This is a genomic window from Streptococcus sp. SG1 (assembly GCF_030439935.1).
GTDB lineage: Bacteria > Bacillota > Bacilli > Lactobacillales > Streptococcaceae > Streptococcus > Streptococcus gordonii.
The window spans coordinates 149,468-164,767 of sequence record NZ_JAQFJC010000007.1; the positions used below are offsets into that span (position 1 = coordinate 149,468).

Sequence of the window (15,300 nt, forward strand, 5' to 3'; positions counted from 1 at the left end):
ACGCTATACGGTCTTTTTGTTACAATAATAAAGTATGGTCCCATAGCTCAGCTGGATAGAGCATTCGCCTTCTAAGCGAACGGTCGCAAGTTCGAATCTTGCTGGGATCAGATAAGATTGAGGGTGCGCTCAAGCGCACTCTTTTTTTAATAAAATTTTTAAAAATGACATTTCAGTTATATTTACTTGCATATGAAGCTGATTTTCTATATTTGGGAAATCTCCCTGTATAATAATCTTGTAAGTTAACTTTACAAAAAATTATTAGGAGATATTTTTATGAAAAAGAAAAACAAACAAAATTTATTGCCAAAAGAGTTACAACAATTTGAAATTTTGACAGATAATAAACTTCAAACAGTCATTGGGGGATCTCAAAAAGGTGTTTATGCCAGTCAGAGATCATTTGTTCCAAGTTGGTTCCGTAAAATTTTTAGAAATTAAAAAGAAGTTAGAATGATGAATTTTGAAAAAATATTTGCTATTTTCTCTTTACTAGTTCAAACAATTTCTTTTGTTACTGTATACAAAAAAATATGTGATATAAAAAAATTAAATATTTCTATCATATTTCTGTACTTAACAATAAGTTTTAGTAGTTTGATATTAGCACAGTTTTATAATTTATTACCCGAATATGGAGATGTATTAAGTACTTTCTTACATTACTTACTTATATTTTTCCAACCACTAATCTTACATTTATATTTTTCTAAAAAAGGATTATATAAAGGATATGTATCTATCTTTTTATCCCTACTTATATATCTTTCTGTATCATCTTCTGAAACTTTTTTCTCAGTTATTATATCTTCAGTGACAGGAGATGATTTTGTTAATCAATACTGGGGTTCTTACTATACTATAGTAAATATCTTAGCATTATTTTTTGTTTTGAAATCTTTTGAATTTTTTGAGTTTGAATTTAGTTATTTTAAAAATTTTGATTTTGAAAAAGAAATAATGAATGTAATTAAAATTTATGTAACGATTCATATCTTATTAAATATTTCTCATTGGTTCAGCGAAAATGCACATCTTAATAGCTTTGCTAGTATGATTGCAACTATAGGATTTATTATGTTTTTGTCGACCTTATTTTATCTGAAGTCTGCTCGTGAACAATATGAAAAAGCTAAAGAAATTCAGCAAAAAAAGGAAGAACAAAGACAACTACAACTTTATACAGATGAAATTGTAGGTCTTTATAACGAAATTCGAGGTTTTCGTCACGATTATGCTGGTATGTTAACAAGTTTGCAAACCGGAATTAACTCAGGTGATATGAAAGAAGTAGAGCGAATCTTTCATAATGTTTTAAGTCAAGCTAATATTTCCCTTCGATCAGATGACTATACTTTTTTTGAGTTAAATAATGTTCAAGACACTGCCTTGAGAAGTGTGTTAATTCAAACTATATTTAAGGCTCGAGAGTGTGGAGTAGAGATCGTATTTGAAATGAAGGATGTTATTGAGACATTACCTATGAAACTTTTAGATTTAGTTCGAGTAGCTAGTGTATTGCTCAATAATGCGGTTGAAGGGGCAGCTGAAAGTCCCTCAAAAACAATGAACGTGTCTTTAGTAAAGCTAGATAAAGAAATTGTTTTTGTAATTCAGAATTCTCGTCAAAGCCGTTACATTAATTTAGAAGAAATTTATGAAGTAGGCTTCTCGACAAAAGGAGAAAATCGAGGATTAGGTTTAAATAATGTCAAAGAAATTATTGACAAATATGATGAAGTTATTCTGGAAACAGATATAGAAACAAATTATTTTATACAAGTTGTAAGATTTAAAAGAAAGGAAAAAATATGAAAGTATTAGTGCTAGAAGATACTATTGAACATCAAGTGAGAATTGAAAATGTCTTCGAAGAAATTTCTCGCGAACTTAATCTTGAAATTAAAGCAAAAGTAACAGGAAAAATTCATGAATTTAAAGAATATGTTGAGTCAGACGAGGTAAATCAACTCTATTTCTTAGATATAGATATCAAAGGAGAAGAACAAAAAGGTCTAGAAATGGCGCAATTTATACGCCAACATAATCCCTATGCTATCATTGTTTTTGTCACGAGTCATTCAGAATTTGCGACTTTAACTTTTAAGTATAAAGTATCAGCGTTAGATTTTATAGATAAAGACATAAATGATAATTCTTTTAAGAAAAGAGTTAAAGATTGTATCGTTTATACACGAAATAATTTAATTGAAAATACAGATATTGTTGACTTTTTTGAGTATAGTTTTAGAGGAAACGAAATTCGAATTCCTTTTAGGGATATTCTATATATTGAGACTACAGGAAGTCCTTATAAATTAAGAGTTGTTGGAAAAAATTTCTTTAAGGAATTTTATGGGACTATAGCAGAAATTCAAGAACAAGATAAAGAACTTGGATATTTTTTCTCACCACATAAGTCATACCTATCTAATATTAGCAACATTAGTGGATACGACAAAAAGACAAAAGATGTTTTGTATTATGATGGTCATCGTTCACCAATTTCTCGATTACGTGTCAGATACTTGAAAGAAATACTGAAAGCCAAAAGTAAAAAAGAAGAAAATAAAAAATAAAACTGTTGACAAAGCGAGATAAACTGGTATAATAAAATATGTCTTCTTGCAAGACATATATGGTCCGTTGGTCAAGGGGTTAAGACACCGCCTTTTCACGGCGGTAACACGGGTTCGAATCCCGTACGGACTATATTATCCGGCATAGCTCAGTTGGTAGTAGCGCATGACTGTTAATCATGATGTCGTAGGTTCGAGTCCTACTGCCGGAGTCGCTAACACTCAATTAATTGAGTGTTTTTTTGTTTATATTTTCCTCTACAGACTTAGTCTGTTTTATGGTATAATAATTTGAATTGAAAAGATGAAAGGAAGAGCTAAATGGCTTTAACAGCAGGAATTGTCGGATTACCTAATGTCGGCAAATCAACTTTATTTAATGCAATTACAAAAGCGGGGGCAGAAGCAGCAAACTATCCTTTTGCAACAATTGACCCTAATGTTGGAAGAGTGGAAGTTCCGGATGCACGTCTTGATAAATTAACAGAGCTCATCAAACCACAGAAAAAAGTTCCAACAACCTTCGAATTTACAGATATTGCTGGAATTGTGAAAGGTGCTTCAAAAGGAGAAGGACTAGGGAATAAATTCTTGGCCAATATCCGCGAAGTAGATGCTATCGTCCACGTTGTACGTGCTTTTGATGATGAAAATGTCATGAGGGAACAGGGTCGCGAGTCTGATTTTGTTGATCCAATGGCAGATATTGAAACAATCAATTTAGAATTGATTTTAGCAGACTTAGAAAGTATCAACAAACGTTATGTGCGTGTAGAGAAGATGGCAAGAACTCAAAAAGATAAGGATTCTGTGGCGGAATTTAATGTATTACAGAAAATTAAGCCAGTTCTCGAAGATGGTATCTCAGCTCGGACAATTGAGTTTACAGAAGAAGAACAGAAGATTGTTAAAGGGCTCTTTCTCTTAACGACTAAACCTGTGCTTTATGTGGCCAATGTTAGTGAAGATGAGGTGGCTGATCCAGATAATATTTACTATGTAAAGCAAATTCGCGAATTCGCAGCTACAGAAAATGCAGAAGTTGTAGTCATTTCAGCGCGTGCTGAAGAGGAAATTTCTGAATTGGATGATGAAGATAAATCAGAATTTTTAGAAGCTATTGGCTTGACTGAATCAGGTGTGGATAAACTGACCAGAGCAGCTTACCACCTGTTGGGACTTGGAACATACTTTACAGCTGGTGAAAAAGAAGTTCGTGCTTGGACCTTCAAACGTGGAATGAAAGCACCTCAAGCAGCAGGTATCATCCACTCAGATTTTGAGAAAGGTTTCATCCGAGCGGTAACCATGTCTTACGATGACTTATTGCATTATGGAAGTGAAAAAGCAGTGAAAGAAGCTGGACGTTTGCGTGAAGAAGGAAAAGAATATATCGTTCAAGATGGCGATATTATGGAATTCCGATTTAATGTGTAAAAGAAAGTATAAATGGAATAAAGAATAGGTTGGAAAAATTTTTCCAACCCTTTTAAGCTTTGAAAGGATAATAATGACAAAATTAATTGTTGGATTAGGAAATCCAGGAGATAAATATGTTGAAACAAAACACAATGTTGGATTTATGTTAGTTGACAAGTTGTGTAAAGATTTAAATTTAAAGTTTACAGCCGATAAAATTTTTCAATCAGAAATTGCTTCAACATTCTTAAATGGTGAAAAGGTATATTTTATCAAACCAACAACTTTTATGAATGAAAGTGGAAAAGCAGTTCATGCTTTGTTAACATATTACGGTTTAGAAGTTGAAGATTTACTTGTAATATATGATGATTTAGATATGGAAGTTGGTAAGATTCGTTTACGTGCAAAAGGTTCAGCAGGCGGCCATAATGGGATTAAATCAATTATTAAACATATAGGTACTCAAGATTTTAAACGAGTTAAAATAGGTATTGGTCGTCCCAAAGAAGGTATGACAGTGGTTCATCATGTTTTAGGAAAATTCGATAGAGATGATTATATAACTATTTTGAACACTCTTGATAAGGTTGACAATGCTGTAAATTATTATTTACAATCAGGCAATTTTGAACAAGCAATGCAGAAGTATAATGGATAATAAAATGAACTTGATTGATTTATTTTGTCAAAACCAGCAAATTTTAGATTGGAAAAAAAATCTAAATCAAAAGACTAGACAGTTACTAATGGGGTTGTCTGGTTCCACTAAGGCACTTGCAATAGCCTCTGCTCTTGATGAACATCAAAAAATTCTCGTTATGACATCAGGTTATAGTGAAGCAGAAAAGTTATCTAGTGACTTGATTTCTTTGTTAGGTGAGGAAAAAGTATATAATTTTTTAGCTGACGATGCACCTATGGCTGAATTTATCTTCTCGTCTCAAGAGAAAATATATACTCGGATTGGAGCATTAAATTTTTTATTAGATGACAATGAGTCAGGTATTCTAGTCACAAATCTTTCAGCTAGTCGCCTTTTTTTGCCAAATCCAAATGAATTAAAATCTTCAATTATAGAACTAAAAGTTGGTCAAGAATATAACCTTGATACCCTTGTAAACTTTTTGATTAAGATTGGTTATAGGAAAGAATCACAAGTTTTTAATCAGGGTGAGTTCAGTTTAAGAGGTGATATCCTAGATATTTTTGATAAAGATAGTATTTCTCCTTACCGTTTAGAATTTTTCGGAGATGAGATTGATGGAATACGTATTTTTGATTCAGAAAGCCAAACTTCTATTGAAAATTTAAATCAAGTTTTAATTCATCCTGCAAACGATATATTGTTAGCAGATGAGGATTACTTAAGAGCTCAGAAAAAAATAGAAGAGGCAGTAAAAGCAAGTCAGGATAGCCGTCTAAAATCTTATCTTGAAGAGATCTTACAAGATGTTAAAAAACGCCAACTTCATCCAGATTCTCGAAAATTCTTATCCTATTTTTATGAAAAAGAATGGACTATTCTAGATTATCTTCCAAAACATACTCCTATTTTCTTTGATGATTTTCAAAAAATCATGGAGCGAAATGCACAATTTGAAATGGAAGCTGCAACTATTTTGACAGAAGGTTTACAATCTAGTAAAGCTGTTTCAAATCAGAAATATTTTGTTAATGCTTATCCAGATTTTAGAAATTACAAACCTGCCACCTTTCTTTCAAATTTTCACAAAGGCTTAGGTAACTTAAAACTTGATTCTCTTTATCAATTTAATCAATACCCTATGCAGGAATTTTTTAGTCAATTTCCTTTATTGAAAGATGAAATTGATCGTTATAAAAAAGCAGGTTCTACAGTAATCCTGCAAGCATCTTCATTATCTTCTTTACAATCTTTACATAAAACTTTACAAGAATACGACATTCAAGCAGAGTATATAAATGATAAAGAAATCCATAAAAATTCAGTACAAATTATACAAGGAAATTTAAACCAGGGATTTAATTTTGTTGATCAAAAACTTGTATTAATTACAGAATATGAAATTTTCCAAAAGAAAGTTAAAAGACGTGTAAGGCGACAAAATGTATCTAATGCAGAGCGATTAAAGGATTATAATGAGTTAGAAAAAGGAGATTATGTTGTCCATAACATACATGGTATTGGGCGATATCTAGGAATTGAAACCATTGAAATTTCTGGTATTCATCGAGATTATGTAACCATTCAATACCAAAATGCCGATCGAGTATCAATTCCAGTTGACCAAATCCAACTCTTATCAAAATATGTAGCCAGTGATGGAAAGACACCAAAAGTCAATAAGTTAAATGACGGTCGTTTTCAAAAGACAAAACAAAAAGTTCAGCATCAAGTGGAAGATATTGCAGATGATTTAATTAAATTGTATGCAGAGAGGAGCCAGCTAGAAGGTTTTTCCTTTTCTAGTGATGACGAAAATCAGATTGAATTTGATAATGATTTTCCTTATGTTGAAACAGAGGATCAATTACGAAGTATTCAAGAAATAAAAAAGGATATGGAAAGCAAGCAGCCAATGGATCGCCTATTGGTAGGAGATGTTGGTTTTGGTAAAACTGAAGTAGCAATGCGGGCTGCTTTTAAGGCTGTTAATGATCATAAGCAGGTTGCAATTTTGGTGCCAACAACTGTACTTGCTCAGCAACATTATACAAATTTTAAAGAACGTTTTAATGACTTTGCTGTTAATGTTGATGTTCTAAGTCGCTTTAGGACAAAGGCAGAGCAGAGTGAGACTTTAGAAGCTTTGAAAAAAGGTCAAGTAGATATTATTATTGGGACTCATAGACTTTTATCGCAGGATGTTGAATTCGCAGATTTGGGTCTGATAGTTATTGATGAGGAACAGCGTTTTGGAGTTAAGCATAAGGAGAAACTAAAAGAATTAAAAACAAAAGTTGATGTTTTAACGTTAACGGCAACCCCTATTCCTCGTACCTTGCATATGTCAATGTTAGGTATTCGTGATTTATCAGTCATTGAAACTCCTCCGACCAATCGTTATCCAGTTCAAACTTATGTTTTAGAAAGTAATCCAACTATCATTCGAGATGCAATTTTAAGAGAAATAGATCGTGGAGGACAAGTTTACTATCTTTACAATAAAGTTGACACAATTGAGCAAAAAGTAGCTGAATTAAAAGAGTTAATTCCAGAAGCAAGCATTGGTTTTGTTCATGGTCAAATGAGTGAAATTAGATTGGAGAATACTCTAATTGACTTTATAAATGGAGAATATGATGTCTTGGTTACAACTACCATTATTGAAACAGGAGTTGATATTCCAAATGCAAACACTTTGTTTATAGAAAATGCTGATCATATGGGTTTGTCAACCTTGTATCAACTTAGGGGACGAGTAGGTCGGAGTAATCGTATCGCCTATGCTTATTTTATGTACCGTCCAGATAAAACTTTGACTGAGGTGGCTGAAAAACGTTTAGAAGCAATTAAAGGCTTTACAGAGCTAGGTTCAGGATTTAAAATTGCAATGCGAGATTTATCCATTCGAGGAGCAGGAAACATTCTTGGAGCTTCTCAATCAGGATTTATTGATTCTGTAGGATTTGAAATGTATTCTCAGCTTTTAGAAGAAGCAATCGCTAAGAAGCAAGGTAAGGAGCAAAAAAGACAAAAAAGTAATGCAGAAATTAATCTCCAAATTGATGCTTATTTACCAAGTGACTATATATCAGATGAACGTCAAAAAATTGAAATTTATAAACGTATTCGTGAAATTGACAACCGTGTAAACTATGAAGATTTACAAGAAGAATTGATAGATCGTTTTGGAGAATATCCAGATGTTGTTGCTTATTTATTGGAAATTGGTCTGTTGAAATCATATTTGGATAAATCCTTTGTTTCTTTAGTTGAACGCAGACAGCAGACTGTAGTTGTTAGATTTGAAAAGATGTCTCAGCAACTATTCTTGACCCAGGATTATTTTGAAGCTTTGGCTGCAACAACTTTAAAAGCTCGTATAGGAGAAAGCGATAAACTAATTGAAGTTATTTTTGATGTTCGTCAGAAAAAGGATTACGAAATCTTAGAAAATTTAATTCAGTTTGGTCAAAAGTTGGTGGAGATAAAACAAAGAAAAGATGATTAAAGGGATTTTGTTTTTTCATTTTCTTTAAAACATGGTAGAATATTAAGAGAATTGAGGTAAGGAATATGAGATTAGACAAGTATCTAAAAGTATCAAGAATTATTAAAAGGCGAACTGTTGCAAAAGAAGTTGCAGATAAAGGACGAATAAAAGTAAATGGAATTCTAGCCAAGAGTTCAACAGACTTAAAAACAGATGATATTGTTGAGATTCGTTTTGGTAATAAACTACTCACTGTGAAAGTATTAGAAATGAAAGATAGTACCAAAAAAGAAGATGCAGCAAGTATGTATGAAATTGTCAGTGAAACAAGGGTAGAAGAAGATGTCTAAAAATATTGTTCAATTAAATAATCAATACATTCAGGATGAAAATCAGCGTCGACGCTATTTAGAAGAAGAACGTCGCAAAAAAAATCGTTTTATGGGCTGGGTTTTAATTTTAGTTATGCTTTTGTTCATTTTACCAACATATAATTTAGTACAATCCTATCAAACTCTTCTAGAACGTCGGCAAAAGCTTGTTGAATTACAAGAAAAATATGATGAGTTGAGTAAGGAAAAAGAATATCAAGAAAACTTGTCTAAGCGTTTAAAGGATGATGACTATGCCGCTAAGTACGCTCGAGCAAAATATTTCTATGCCAAAGAAGGAGAAACAATCTATAATATACCAGATTTGTTACCACAGTAATCATGGATAATATCGTTAAAACAGTGGAGAAATTTTTAACTTTCTCAGAGGAGAAATTGGAAGAACTTTCACAAAAGAATCAAGAGTTGAGAGAAAAAAATATAGAAAGGAAGGATTGATGAGAAAATACTTAGCTTTATTGTTGTTACCGGCTTTCTTTTGCAGTAATATAGTCATTAGCACAGAAAAAGATATTCCATTGACAACAAGTCAACAGTATGAATTGACCAATACAAGCTACAGCAATTATTATCAAACACTTCCTACCAATCCAAATGTTTATGAAGAAGTTTTAACCTTTTCTTCTGCAGAACTAGATAAGATTTCTGGGAAGCTATCTCCAAATCAGCCTTTCAAGTTGACTGAGTTAGTAGTCAACTCTCAGGGGTTACCTCTCTTTAAGTTATCCAATGGTCAGTTTGTAGTTGCTGATAAACGTTCCATTTATGATGATACTGTCTTGGCTTTGGAAGATATAAATCAAACAATGTGGCTTAAACCAGGTTTTACAGTTTATGAAAAAGCTTATGTAAATGGTGTCAAAAAAATTAATAGTAATAAATCAGCCTATACTTCTGTAAAAATTACTCAACTGGCTACAACACCAATAGCACAATATGCAAAAATTGAAAATAGTGGTTGGGTAAGAGCGGATTATCTTTCAGATACAGATAATCGCATCGAAAAAGTTCAAGAAATCTTAACTAGTCGATATAATCAGGCGGACTTTTCTATTTATGTCAAACAGTTGAATACAGGAAAAACGGCAGGAATCAATCAAGATACGGAGATGTATTCTGCCAGTGTAACTAAATTGCCAATTCTTTATTATGCTCAAGAAGAATTAAATCAAGGGAAAATTACACTTGCACAAGGACTAAAATATATTCAGGATGTTAATGATTATTCTGGAGCTTATGATACGGAAGGAAGTGGGAGTTTACCCAAAGAAGCGGATAATAAAGAATACAGTGTACAGGATCTCATTAATCATATTGCCAAAGAATCTGATAACGCCGCAACCAATATTTTAGGTTACTATGTTACAGATAAATCAAGCTCGACCTACCGTTCCACTATTGAAAACATTGCAGGTAGAAAATGGGATGTGGAAGAAAGAAATGCCTCTGCTAAAATGGCAGGAAATGTAATGGAAGCTATTTATTATCAAAATGGTTCTATTATTGACACTCTTTCGCAGACCAACTTTGATAATCAGAGGATTTCTAAGGATATTCCAGTGAAGGTTGCTCATAAGATTGGTGACGCTTATGATTTCAAACATGACGTTGCCATTGTTTACAGTGAATCACCTTTTATCATATCGGTTTTCACTAATCATTCAAACTATGACACTATTTCAAAAATAGCCAATGATGTCTATGAGGTGCTGAAATGATTGAGCAGCAATTTTTGAAACAGTGTAAAGAAAAAGCTTATTTTATTGAGCATCAAAGAGTTTTGTTGGCCATTTCTGGTGGCCTTGATTCTATGACCTTATTGAACCTTTTATATAAGTATCAAAAAGAGTTGGATATAGAACTTATCTTGGCTCATATCAACCATAAACAACGAATTGAAGCTGATCAAGAAGAAAAACAATTAAAAGAAATTGCTCAAAAACTTGGTGTAAAGATTCTTACATCAAGTTTTTCTGGAGTTTTTTCAGAAAAATCAGCTAGAGATTTTCGTTATAATTTTTTCAAAAAAGTCATGCAAGAAGAAGATTGTACTGCCTTGGTGACAGCCCATCATGCAGACGATCAAGCAGAAACGATTTTTATGCGGATTCTACGTGGAAGTCGCTTACGTTATTTGTCTGGTATGAAAGATAGGCAGCCTTTTGGTGGTGGCGAGTTAATTAGACCCTTGTTGGAATTTTCTAAAACTGATTTTCCGACGGTTTTTCATTTTGAAGATGCCTCAAATTTTGAAAATACTTATTTTAGAAATCGTGTAAGAAACCAATATTTCCCGCTTTTAGAAACAGAAAACCCCAGAATCAAACAAGCTATTATAGGTTTAGGTTTAGAAATTGCTCAATTACAAAAAGCTCTTTCCGGCTTAACAAAAGACTTAAATCTGACGGATTTACAGACGTTTAGGAAGCAAAAAAGAGAAGTTCAAGTTTTTTTATTGCAGGAATATCTTGAAAAATTTCCTGATTTACAACTAAGTAAAGCACAGTTTGATGATATTTTACATATTGTAAATACTAAAACCAACTATCACCATTATCTTAAAAATCAATATGAGCTCATCCAAGACTATCAAACCTTTAAAATTAAGAAAATCGGTCCTAAGTCTGATTCAAAAAAGGGAGCTATTTTGCTACAATTTGAAGATATTATTGAACTAGGTGGTTATTGTTTCTCTTTTGGGAAAGAATTAATTGGTGGAGAGGTTCAGATGATTCCTGTTTCACGTAAAACTTCTATTGTGCTCCGTCACCGACAGTCTGGAGATAGAATTTTATTAAATGGTCACCATAAAAAACTAGCTCGCTATTTTATAGATGAAAAATACTCTCTTAAAGAAAGAGATGAAGCTGTCATTGTGGAACAATTTAATGAAATTTTAGGGATTGCTGGAATCGTAACAAGTGATTTGAGTAAGAACTCGAAACGTGATATAATGAAAGATGTTCTTTATATTAAAAAAATAGATAGGTAAGATTATGTTAGAAAAAGACATTAAAAAAGTACTGATTTCGCACGATGAGATAGTTGCTGCTGCTAAAAAACTAGGTGCTCAATTAACAGAAGATTATCATGGGAAGAATCCTATTCTAGTTGGTGTTTTAAAAGGTTCGGTTCCTTTTATGGCTGAGTTGATCAAGCATATTGATACTCATATTGAATTGGATTTCATGATTGTATCTAGCTACCATGGTGGAACTTCTAGTAGTGGTGTAATTAACATTAAAAAAGATGTTGATCAAGATATCGCTGGCCGTCATATTCTTTTTATTGAAGATATCATTGATACTGGAAAGACCTTAAAAAGCCTTTGTGAAATGTTCAAAGATAGAAATGCGGCATCAGTTAAAATTGCTACACTCTTGGATAAGCCAGAAGGACGCCTCGTTGAAATTGAGGCAGATTATACCTGTTTCACAATTCCAAATGAATTTGTAGTTGGCTATGGATTGGACTATGTTGAAAACTATCGCAATTTACCTTATGTAGGTATCTTGAAGGAAGAAGTATATACAAAATAAAAGGTTTACTATATATAAATGAAAAATAAGCAAAATAATGGATTAGTAAAAAATCCACTTCTGTACATTCTAGTTGTGATTGCCTTAGTAACAGGGTTTCAGTATTTGATGGCTGGAAATTCTGTCAATCGCAGTCAACAGATTAATTACACAGAATTAGTTAAAGAAATTGAAAAAGGTAACGTGAAAGATATTAGTTACCAACCTAATGGAAGTGTTGTTGAGATTTCCGGAACGTATAAAAAATCTAAGGAAGTGAAAGATACAACAGGCATTCAATTTTTCCCATCGCCTTCATTATCGGTTAAAAAATTCACTAGCATCATATTGCCGGCAGATTCAACTATTTCTGAATTACAAAAGTTAGCAGCTAAAAACAAGACAGAGATTAGCATCAAACGTGAAAGCTCAAGTGGAATGTGGCTTAATATCTTAATTTCTGTCTTTCCACTTGTTATTGTTGGATTCTTCTTCTTTTCAATGATGAATCAAAGTGGTGGCGGTGGTGCCCGTGGTGCGATGAATTTTGGTCGCAATAAAGCGCGTGCTGCTAGCAAAGAATCAATCAAAGTGCGGTTTTCCGATGTTGCTGGTGCTGAAGAAGAAAAGCAAGAATTGGTTGAAGTAGTTGAGTTTCTTAAAGATCCTAAACGTTATACCAAGCTTGGAGCTCGTATCCCTGCTGGAGTTCTCCTCGAAGGCCCTCCAGGAACAGGGAAAACTCTTCTTGCTAAAGCAGTAGCTGGAGAAGCTGGTGTTCCTTTCTTCAGTATTTCTGGTTCAGATTTTGTCGAAATGTTTGTTGGTGTTGGTGCTAGTCGTGTTCGCTCATTATTTGAAGATGCTAAAAAAGCAGCTCCAGCAATCATCTTCATTGATGAAATTGATGCAGTCGGTCGTCAGCGTGGTGTTGGCCTTGGTGGTGGTAATGATGAGAGAGAACAAACTTTAAACCAACTTCTTATTGAGATGGATGGTTTTGAAGGAAACGAAGGTATTATCGTTATCGCCGCAACAAACCGTTCAGATGTACTGGATCCTGCGCTTCTTCGTCCTGGTCGTTTTGACAGAAAAGTTTTAGTCGGTCGTCCAGATGTCAAAGGTCGTGAAGCTATCTTACGTGTTCATGCTAAAAACAAACCTTTGGCTACAGATGTTGATTTGAAATTAGTTGCTCAGCAGACCCCAGGATTTGTTGGTGCAGATCTTGAGAATGTCCTAAATGAAGCAGCCTTGGTAGCAGCTCGCCGCAATAAGAAAGTAATCGACGCTTCCGATATCGATGAAGCTGAAGATAGAGTTATCGCTGGACCGTCTAAAAAAGATAAGACAGTTTCAGAACGTGACCGCCAAATCGTTGCGTATCATGAAGCAGGTCATACAATTGTTGGTTTGGTTCTATCAAATGCACGTGTTGTACATAAGGTAACCATCGTACCTCGTGGTCGTGCGGGAGGATACATGATTGCCTTACCTAAGGAAGATCAAATGCTTCTATCTAAAGAGGATATGAAAGAGCAATTAGCAGGTCTCATGGGTGGACGAGTTGCAGAAGAAATCATTTTTAATGTTCAAACAACAGGGGCTTCTAATGACTTCGAACAGGCAACACAAATGGCTCGAAGCATGGTTACAGAATATGGTATGAGTGACAAACTTGGTCCCGTACAATATGAAGGAAATCATGCTATGATTCCAGGTGCTTATAATCCACCAAAATCTATCTCTGAGCAGACTGCCTATGAAATTGATGCTGAAGTACGCGACCTCTTAAATGAAGCACGTAACAAAGCAGCAGAAATCATTCAATCAAATCGTGAAACTCATAAATTGATAGCTGAAGCGCTTCTGAAATATGAAACGTTGGATAGTAATCAAATTAAATCTATTTATGAAACCGGGAAAATATCTGAAGATCAATTGGATGAAGATAAAGAGTCACACGCTCTTTCATATGATGAAATTAAATCAAAAATGGAAGAAAACAAATCAGCTGAATAAAATCAAAAAGAATCTCATTTTGGGATTCTTTTTTTGAGAAGTTAGCCATAAATCAAACTCATTTGATACATATAACTCAATTACTAGATTACCAATAAAAGATGATTAAAAAAATAAATAGAAAAGTATTGACAAAACGAAAGGAACTGATATAATGTTCTATGTTGTGTGTTTATGGTCCGTTGGTCAAGGGGTTAAGACACCGCCTTTTCACGGCGGTAACACGGGTTCGAATCCCGTACGGACTATATTATCCGGCATAGCTCAGTTGGTAGTAGCGCATGACTGTTAATCATGATGTCGTAGGTTCGAGTCCTACTGCCGGAGTTAAGTATAAAAAAACAGGAAGAAGATTCTTCCTGTTTTTTTATGTTTTAAAACGAGAACAAAATGCATAAAGTATTATCAATAGATACATGACAATAATTTTAAATAAACAAATACACCCCAATGTCCGCAACAGTCTGGATCTTTGATAGATTAATAGGTGAGGAGAAATCCTCTAAAACCAAAAGAAAGGACTAGTCAATGAAGTTTGAGGACGTATACAAACAAGTTGAAGGGATAGTCAAGCGCTGTTATAAAGATTATTATCTGCACTTATGGGAGTATGCAGATTGGAGGCAGGAAGGAATGTTGGTGTTGTACGAATTATTAAAAAGTCATCCCAACCTACTGGAAGATCATCCACGCCTGTACCGTTACTTCAAGACCAAGTTTCGGAACAGAATTCATGATTTGATTCGTCGCCAAGAGAGTCAAAAGCGGAAATTGGACAGGCAACCCTATGAAGAGGTCAGCGAGATAGGTCATCGTTTAAGAATGAAAGAGCTGTATCTGGATGAATTGGTAGCCTTTAGAAGTGCAATGGCAGAGTATAGAAGTCAGCTCAGTCCAGAAGAATCAAAACAATATGAGCGTCTGATGGCAGATGAAAGGTTCAAAGGACGTAAGGCAATGCTCAAAAATCTATCCTATCACTTAAGGGATTTCAATCCCCGTTTAGATTAAAAAGAAGGGAGAGGAGATCTCCCTTTCAGTCTGTTTTCCAATTTCATGCTCAAGAAAAAAGCCAACGAAAAGAAGAATAATAAAAAAATATAAAAAAAGTTCAAAAAAGTAGTTGACAGTTTAGCGAGTAGATGATATACTAAGATAGTTGTCTCCGAGGGAGGCAAAGACCTTTGAAAACTGAACAAGACGAACCAAGTGCAGGGTGACATAGAGA

Annotated in this window: 14 protein-coding genes and 5 tRNA genes; all 19 read left to right on the plus strand. The window is 33.8% G+C overall.

Annotated elements, in window-relative coordinates:
* Positions 1-36: 36 nt before the first annotated feature.
* A tRNA-Arg gene (locus tag PCY06_RS07560) sits at positions 37-110 on the plus strand.
* 169 nt (positions 111-279) lie between these two features.
* Positions 280-444, plus strand: coding sequence for a bacteriocin (locus PCY06_RS07565; protein WP_080998577.1), 165 nt, complete (start codon positions 280-282; stop codon positions 442-444).
* A gap of 12 nt (positions 445-456) precedes the next feature.
* On the plus strand, positions 457-1,818 hold the full coding sequence (comD, locus tag PCY06_RS07570) for a competence system sensor histidine kinase ComD (RefSeq protein ID WP_061582573.1): 1,362 nt from the start codon (positions 457-459) through the stop codon (positions 1,816-1,818).
* Positions 1,815-2,582, plus strand: a complete 768-nt coding sequence (gene comE / locus PCY06_RS07575; protein WP_008808031.1) for a competence system response regulator transcription factor ComE — start codon at positions 1,815-1,817, stop codon at positions 2,580-2,582. The genes comD and comE overlap by 4 nt, the downstream gene beginning before the upstream one ends.
* A 61-nt stretch (positions 2,583-2,643) precedes the next feature.
* Positions 2,644-2,715, plus strand: a tRNA-Glu gene (locus PCY06_RS07580).
* A gap of 5 nt (positions 2,716-2,720) precedes the next feature.
* Positions 2,721-2,794: transfer RNA gene (locus PCY06_RS07585), tRNA-Asn, on the plus strand.
* A gap of 109 nt (positions 2,795-2,903) precedes the next feature.
* Positions 2,904-4,019 (plus strand): redox-regulated ATPase YchF, encoded by a 1,116-nt coding sequence (ychF, locus tag PCY06_RS07590; RefSeq protein ID WP_061586345.1) that lies wholly within the window; start codon positions 2,904-2,906, stop codon positions 4,017-4,019.
* Between the two features lie 73 nt (positions 4,020-4,092).
* Positions 4,093-4,662 (plus strand): aminoacyl-tRNA hydrolase, encoded by a 570-nt coding sequence (gene pth, locus PCY06_RS07595; protein ID WP_060970646.1) that lies wholly within the window; start codon positions 4,093-4,095, stop codon positions 4,660-4,662.
* Positions 4,655-8,158, plus strand: coding sequence for a transcription-repair coupling factor (gene mfd / locus PCY06_RS07600; protein WP_105165102.1), 3,504 nt, complete (start codon positions 4,655-4,657; stop codon positions 8,156-8,158). Before pth ends, mfd begins: the two co-directional genes overlap by 8 nt.
* A 65-nt stretch (positions 8,159-8,223) precedes the next feature.
* Positions 8,224-8,490, plus strand: coding sequence for an RNA-binding S4 domain-containing protein (locus PCY06_RS07605; protein WP_012131074.1), 267 nt, complete (start codon positions 8,224-8,226; stop codon positions 8,488-8,490).
* Positions 8,483-8,851 carry a septum formation initiator family protein gene (locus PCY06_RS07610; RefSeq protein ID WP_012131073.1) on the plus strand — a complete coding sequence of 123 codons (369 nt, stop codon included), beginning with the start codon at positions 8,483-8,485 and terminating at the stop codon, positions 8,849-8,851. The genes PCY06_RS07605 and PCY06_RS07610 overlap by 8 nt, the downstream gene beginning before the upstream one ends.
* A 2-nt stretch (positions 8,852-8,853) precedes the next feature.
* Entirely contained in the window at positions 8,854-8,970 is a 117-nt protein-coding gene (locus PCY06_RS07615; protein WP_012131072.1) for an SP_0009 family protein, read from the plus strand.
* A complete protein-coding gene (locus PCY06_RS07620) occupies positions 8,970-10,250 on the plus strand; it encodes a serine hydrolase (RefSeq protein ID WP_082307312.1) in 1,281 nt (426 codons plus the stop codon). Before PCY06_RS07615 ends, PCY06_RS07620 begins: the two co-directional genes overlap by 1 nt.
* On the plus strand, positions 10,247-11,524 hold the full coding sequence (gene tilS / locus PCY06_RS07625; protein ID WP_008808024.1) for a tRNA lysidine(34) synthetase TilS: 1,278 nt from the start codon (positions 10,247-10,249) through the stop codon (positions 11,522-11,524). The genes PCY06_RS07620 and tilS overlap by 4 nt, the downstream gene beginning before the upstream one ends.
* 4 nt (positions 11,525-11,528) lie before the next feature.
* On the plus strand, positions 11,529-12,071 hold the full coding sequence (gene hpt, locus PCY06_RS07630) for a hypoxanthine phosphoribosyltransferase (protein ID WP_060970644.1): 543 nt from the start codon (positions 11,529-11,531) through the stop codon (positions 12,069-12,071).
* Positions 12,072-12,089: 18 nt separating this feature from the next.
* Positions 12,090-14,072 carry an ATP-dependent zinc metalloprotease FtsH gene (gene ftsH, locus PCY06_RS07635; RefSeq protein ID WP_046164766.1) on the plus strand — a complete coding sequence of 661 codons (1,983 nt, stop codon included), beginning with the start codon at positions 12,090-12,092 and terminating at the stop codon, positions 14,070-14,072.
* Positions 14,073-14,248: 176 nt separating this feature from the next.
* Positions 14,249-14,320, plus strand: a tRNA-Glu gene (locus PCY06_RS07640).
* Positions 14,321-14,325: 5 nt separating this feature from the next.
* Positions 14,326-14,399: transfer RNA gene (locus tag PCY06_RS07645), tRNA-Asn, on the plus strand.
* A gap of 201 nt (positions 14,400-14,600) precedes the next feature.
* Complete coding sequence (locus tag PCY06_RS07650; RefSeq protein WP_048778891.1) at positions 14,601-15,083, plus strand: sigma-70 family RNA polymerase sigma factor; 483 nt, start codon at positions 14,601-14,603, stop codon at positions 15,081-15,083.
* Positions 15,084-15,300: the final 217 nt, after the last annotated feature.

What these genes read in the sequence shown, in the direction of transcription:
- PCY06_RS07565 (WP_080998577.1), top strand. Translation starts at nt 280, where the DNA reads ATGAAAAAGAAAAACAAACAAAATTTATTGCCAAAAGAGTTACAACAA.
- comD (WP_061582573.1), top strand. Translation starts at nt 457, where the DNA reads ATGATGAATTTTGAAAAAATATTTGCTATTTTCTCTTTACTAGTTCAA.
- comE (WP_008808031.1), top strand. Translation starts at nt 1,815, where the DNA reads ATGAAAGTATTAGTGCTAGAAGATACTATTGAACATCAAGTGAGAATT.
- ychF (WP_061586345.1), top strand. Translation starts at nt 2,904, where the DNA reads ATGGCTTTAACAGCAGGAATTGTCGGATTACCTAATGTCGGCAAATCA.
- pth (WP_060970646.1), top strand. Translation starts at nt 4,093, where the DNA reads ATGACAAAATTAATTGTTGGATTAGGAAATCCAGGAGATAAATATGTT.
- mfd (WP_105165102.1), top strand. Translation starts at nt 4,655, where the DNA reads ATGGATAATAAAATGAACTTGATTGATTTATTTTGTCAAAACCAGCAA.
- PCY06_RS07605 (WP_012131074.1), top strand. Translation starts at nt 8,224, where the DNA reads ATGAGATTAGACAAGTATCTAAAAGTATCAAGAATTATTAAAAGGCGA.
- PCY06_RS07610 (WP_012131073.1), top strand. Translation starts at nt 8,483, where the DNA reads ATGTCTAAAAATATTGTTCAATTAAATAATCAATACATTCAGGATGAA.
- PCY06_RS07615 (WP_012131072.1), top strand. Translation starts at nt 8,854, where the DNA reads ATGGATAATATCGTTAAAACAGTGGAGAAATTTTTAACTTTCTCAGAG.
- PCY06_RS07620 (WP_082307312.1), top strand. Translation starts at nt 8,970, where the DNA reads ATGAGAAAATACTTAGCTTTATTGTTGTTACCGGCTTTCTTTTGCAGT.
- tilS (WP_008808024.1), top strand. Translation starts at nt 10,247, where the DNA reads ATGATTGAGCAGCAATTTTTGAAACAGTGTAAAGAAAAAGCTTATTTT.
- hpt (WP_060970644.1), top strand. Translation starts at nt 11,529, where the DNA reads ATGTTAGAAAAAGACATTAAAAAAGTACTGATTTCGCACGATGAGATA.
- ftsH (WP_046164766.1), top strand. Translation starts at nt 12,090, where the DNA reads ATGAAAAATAAGCAAAATAATGGATTAGTAAAAAATCCACTTCTGTAC.
- PCY06_RS07650 (WP_048778891.1), top strand. Translation starts at nt 14,601, where the DNA reads ATGAAGTTTGAGGACGTATACAAACAAGTTGAAGGGATAGTCAAGCGC.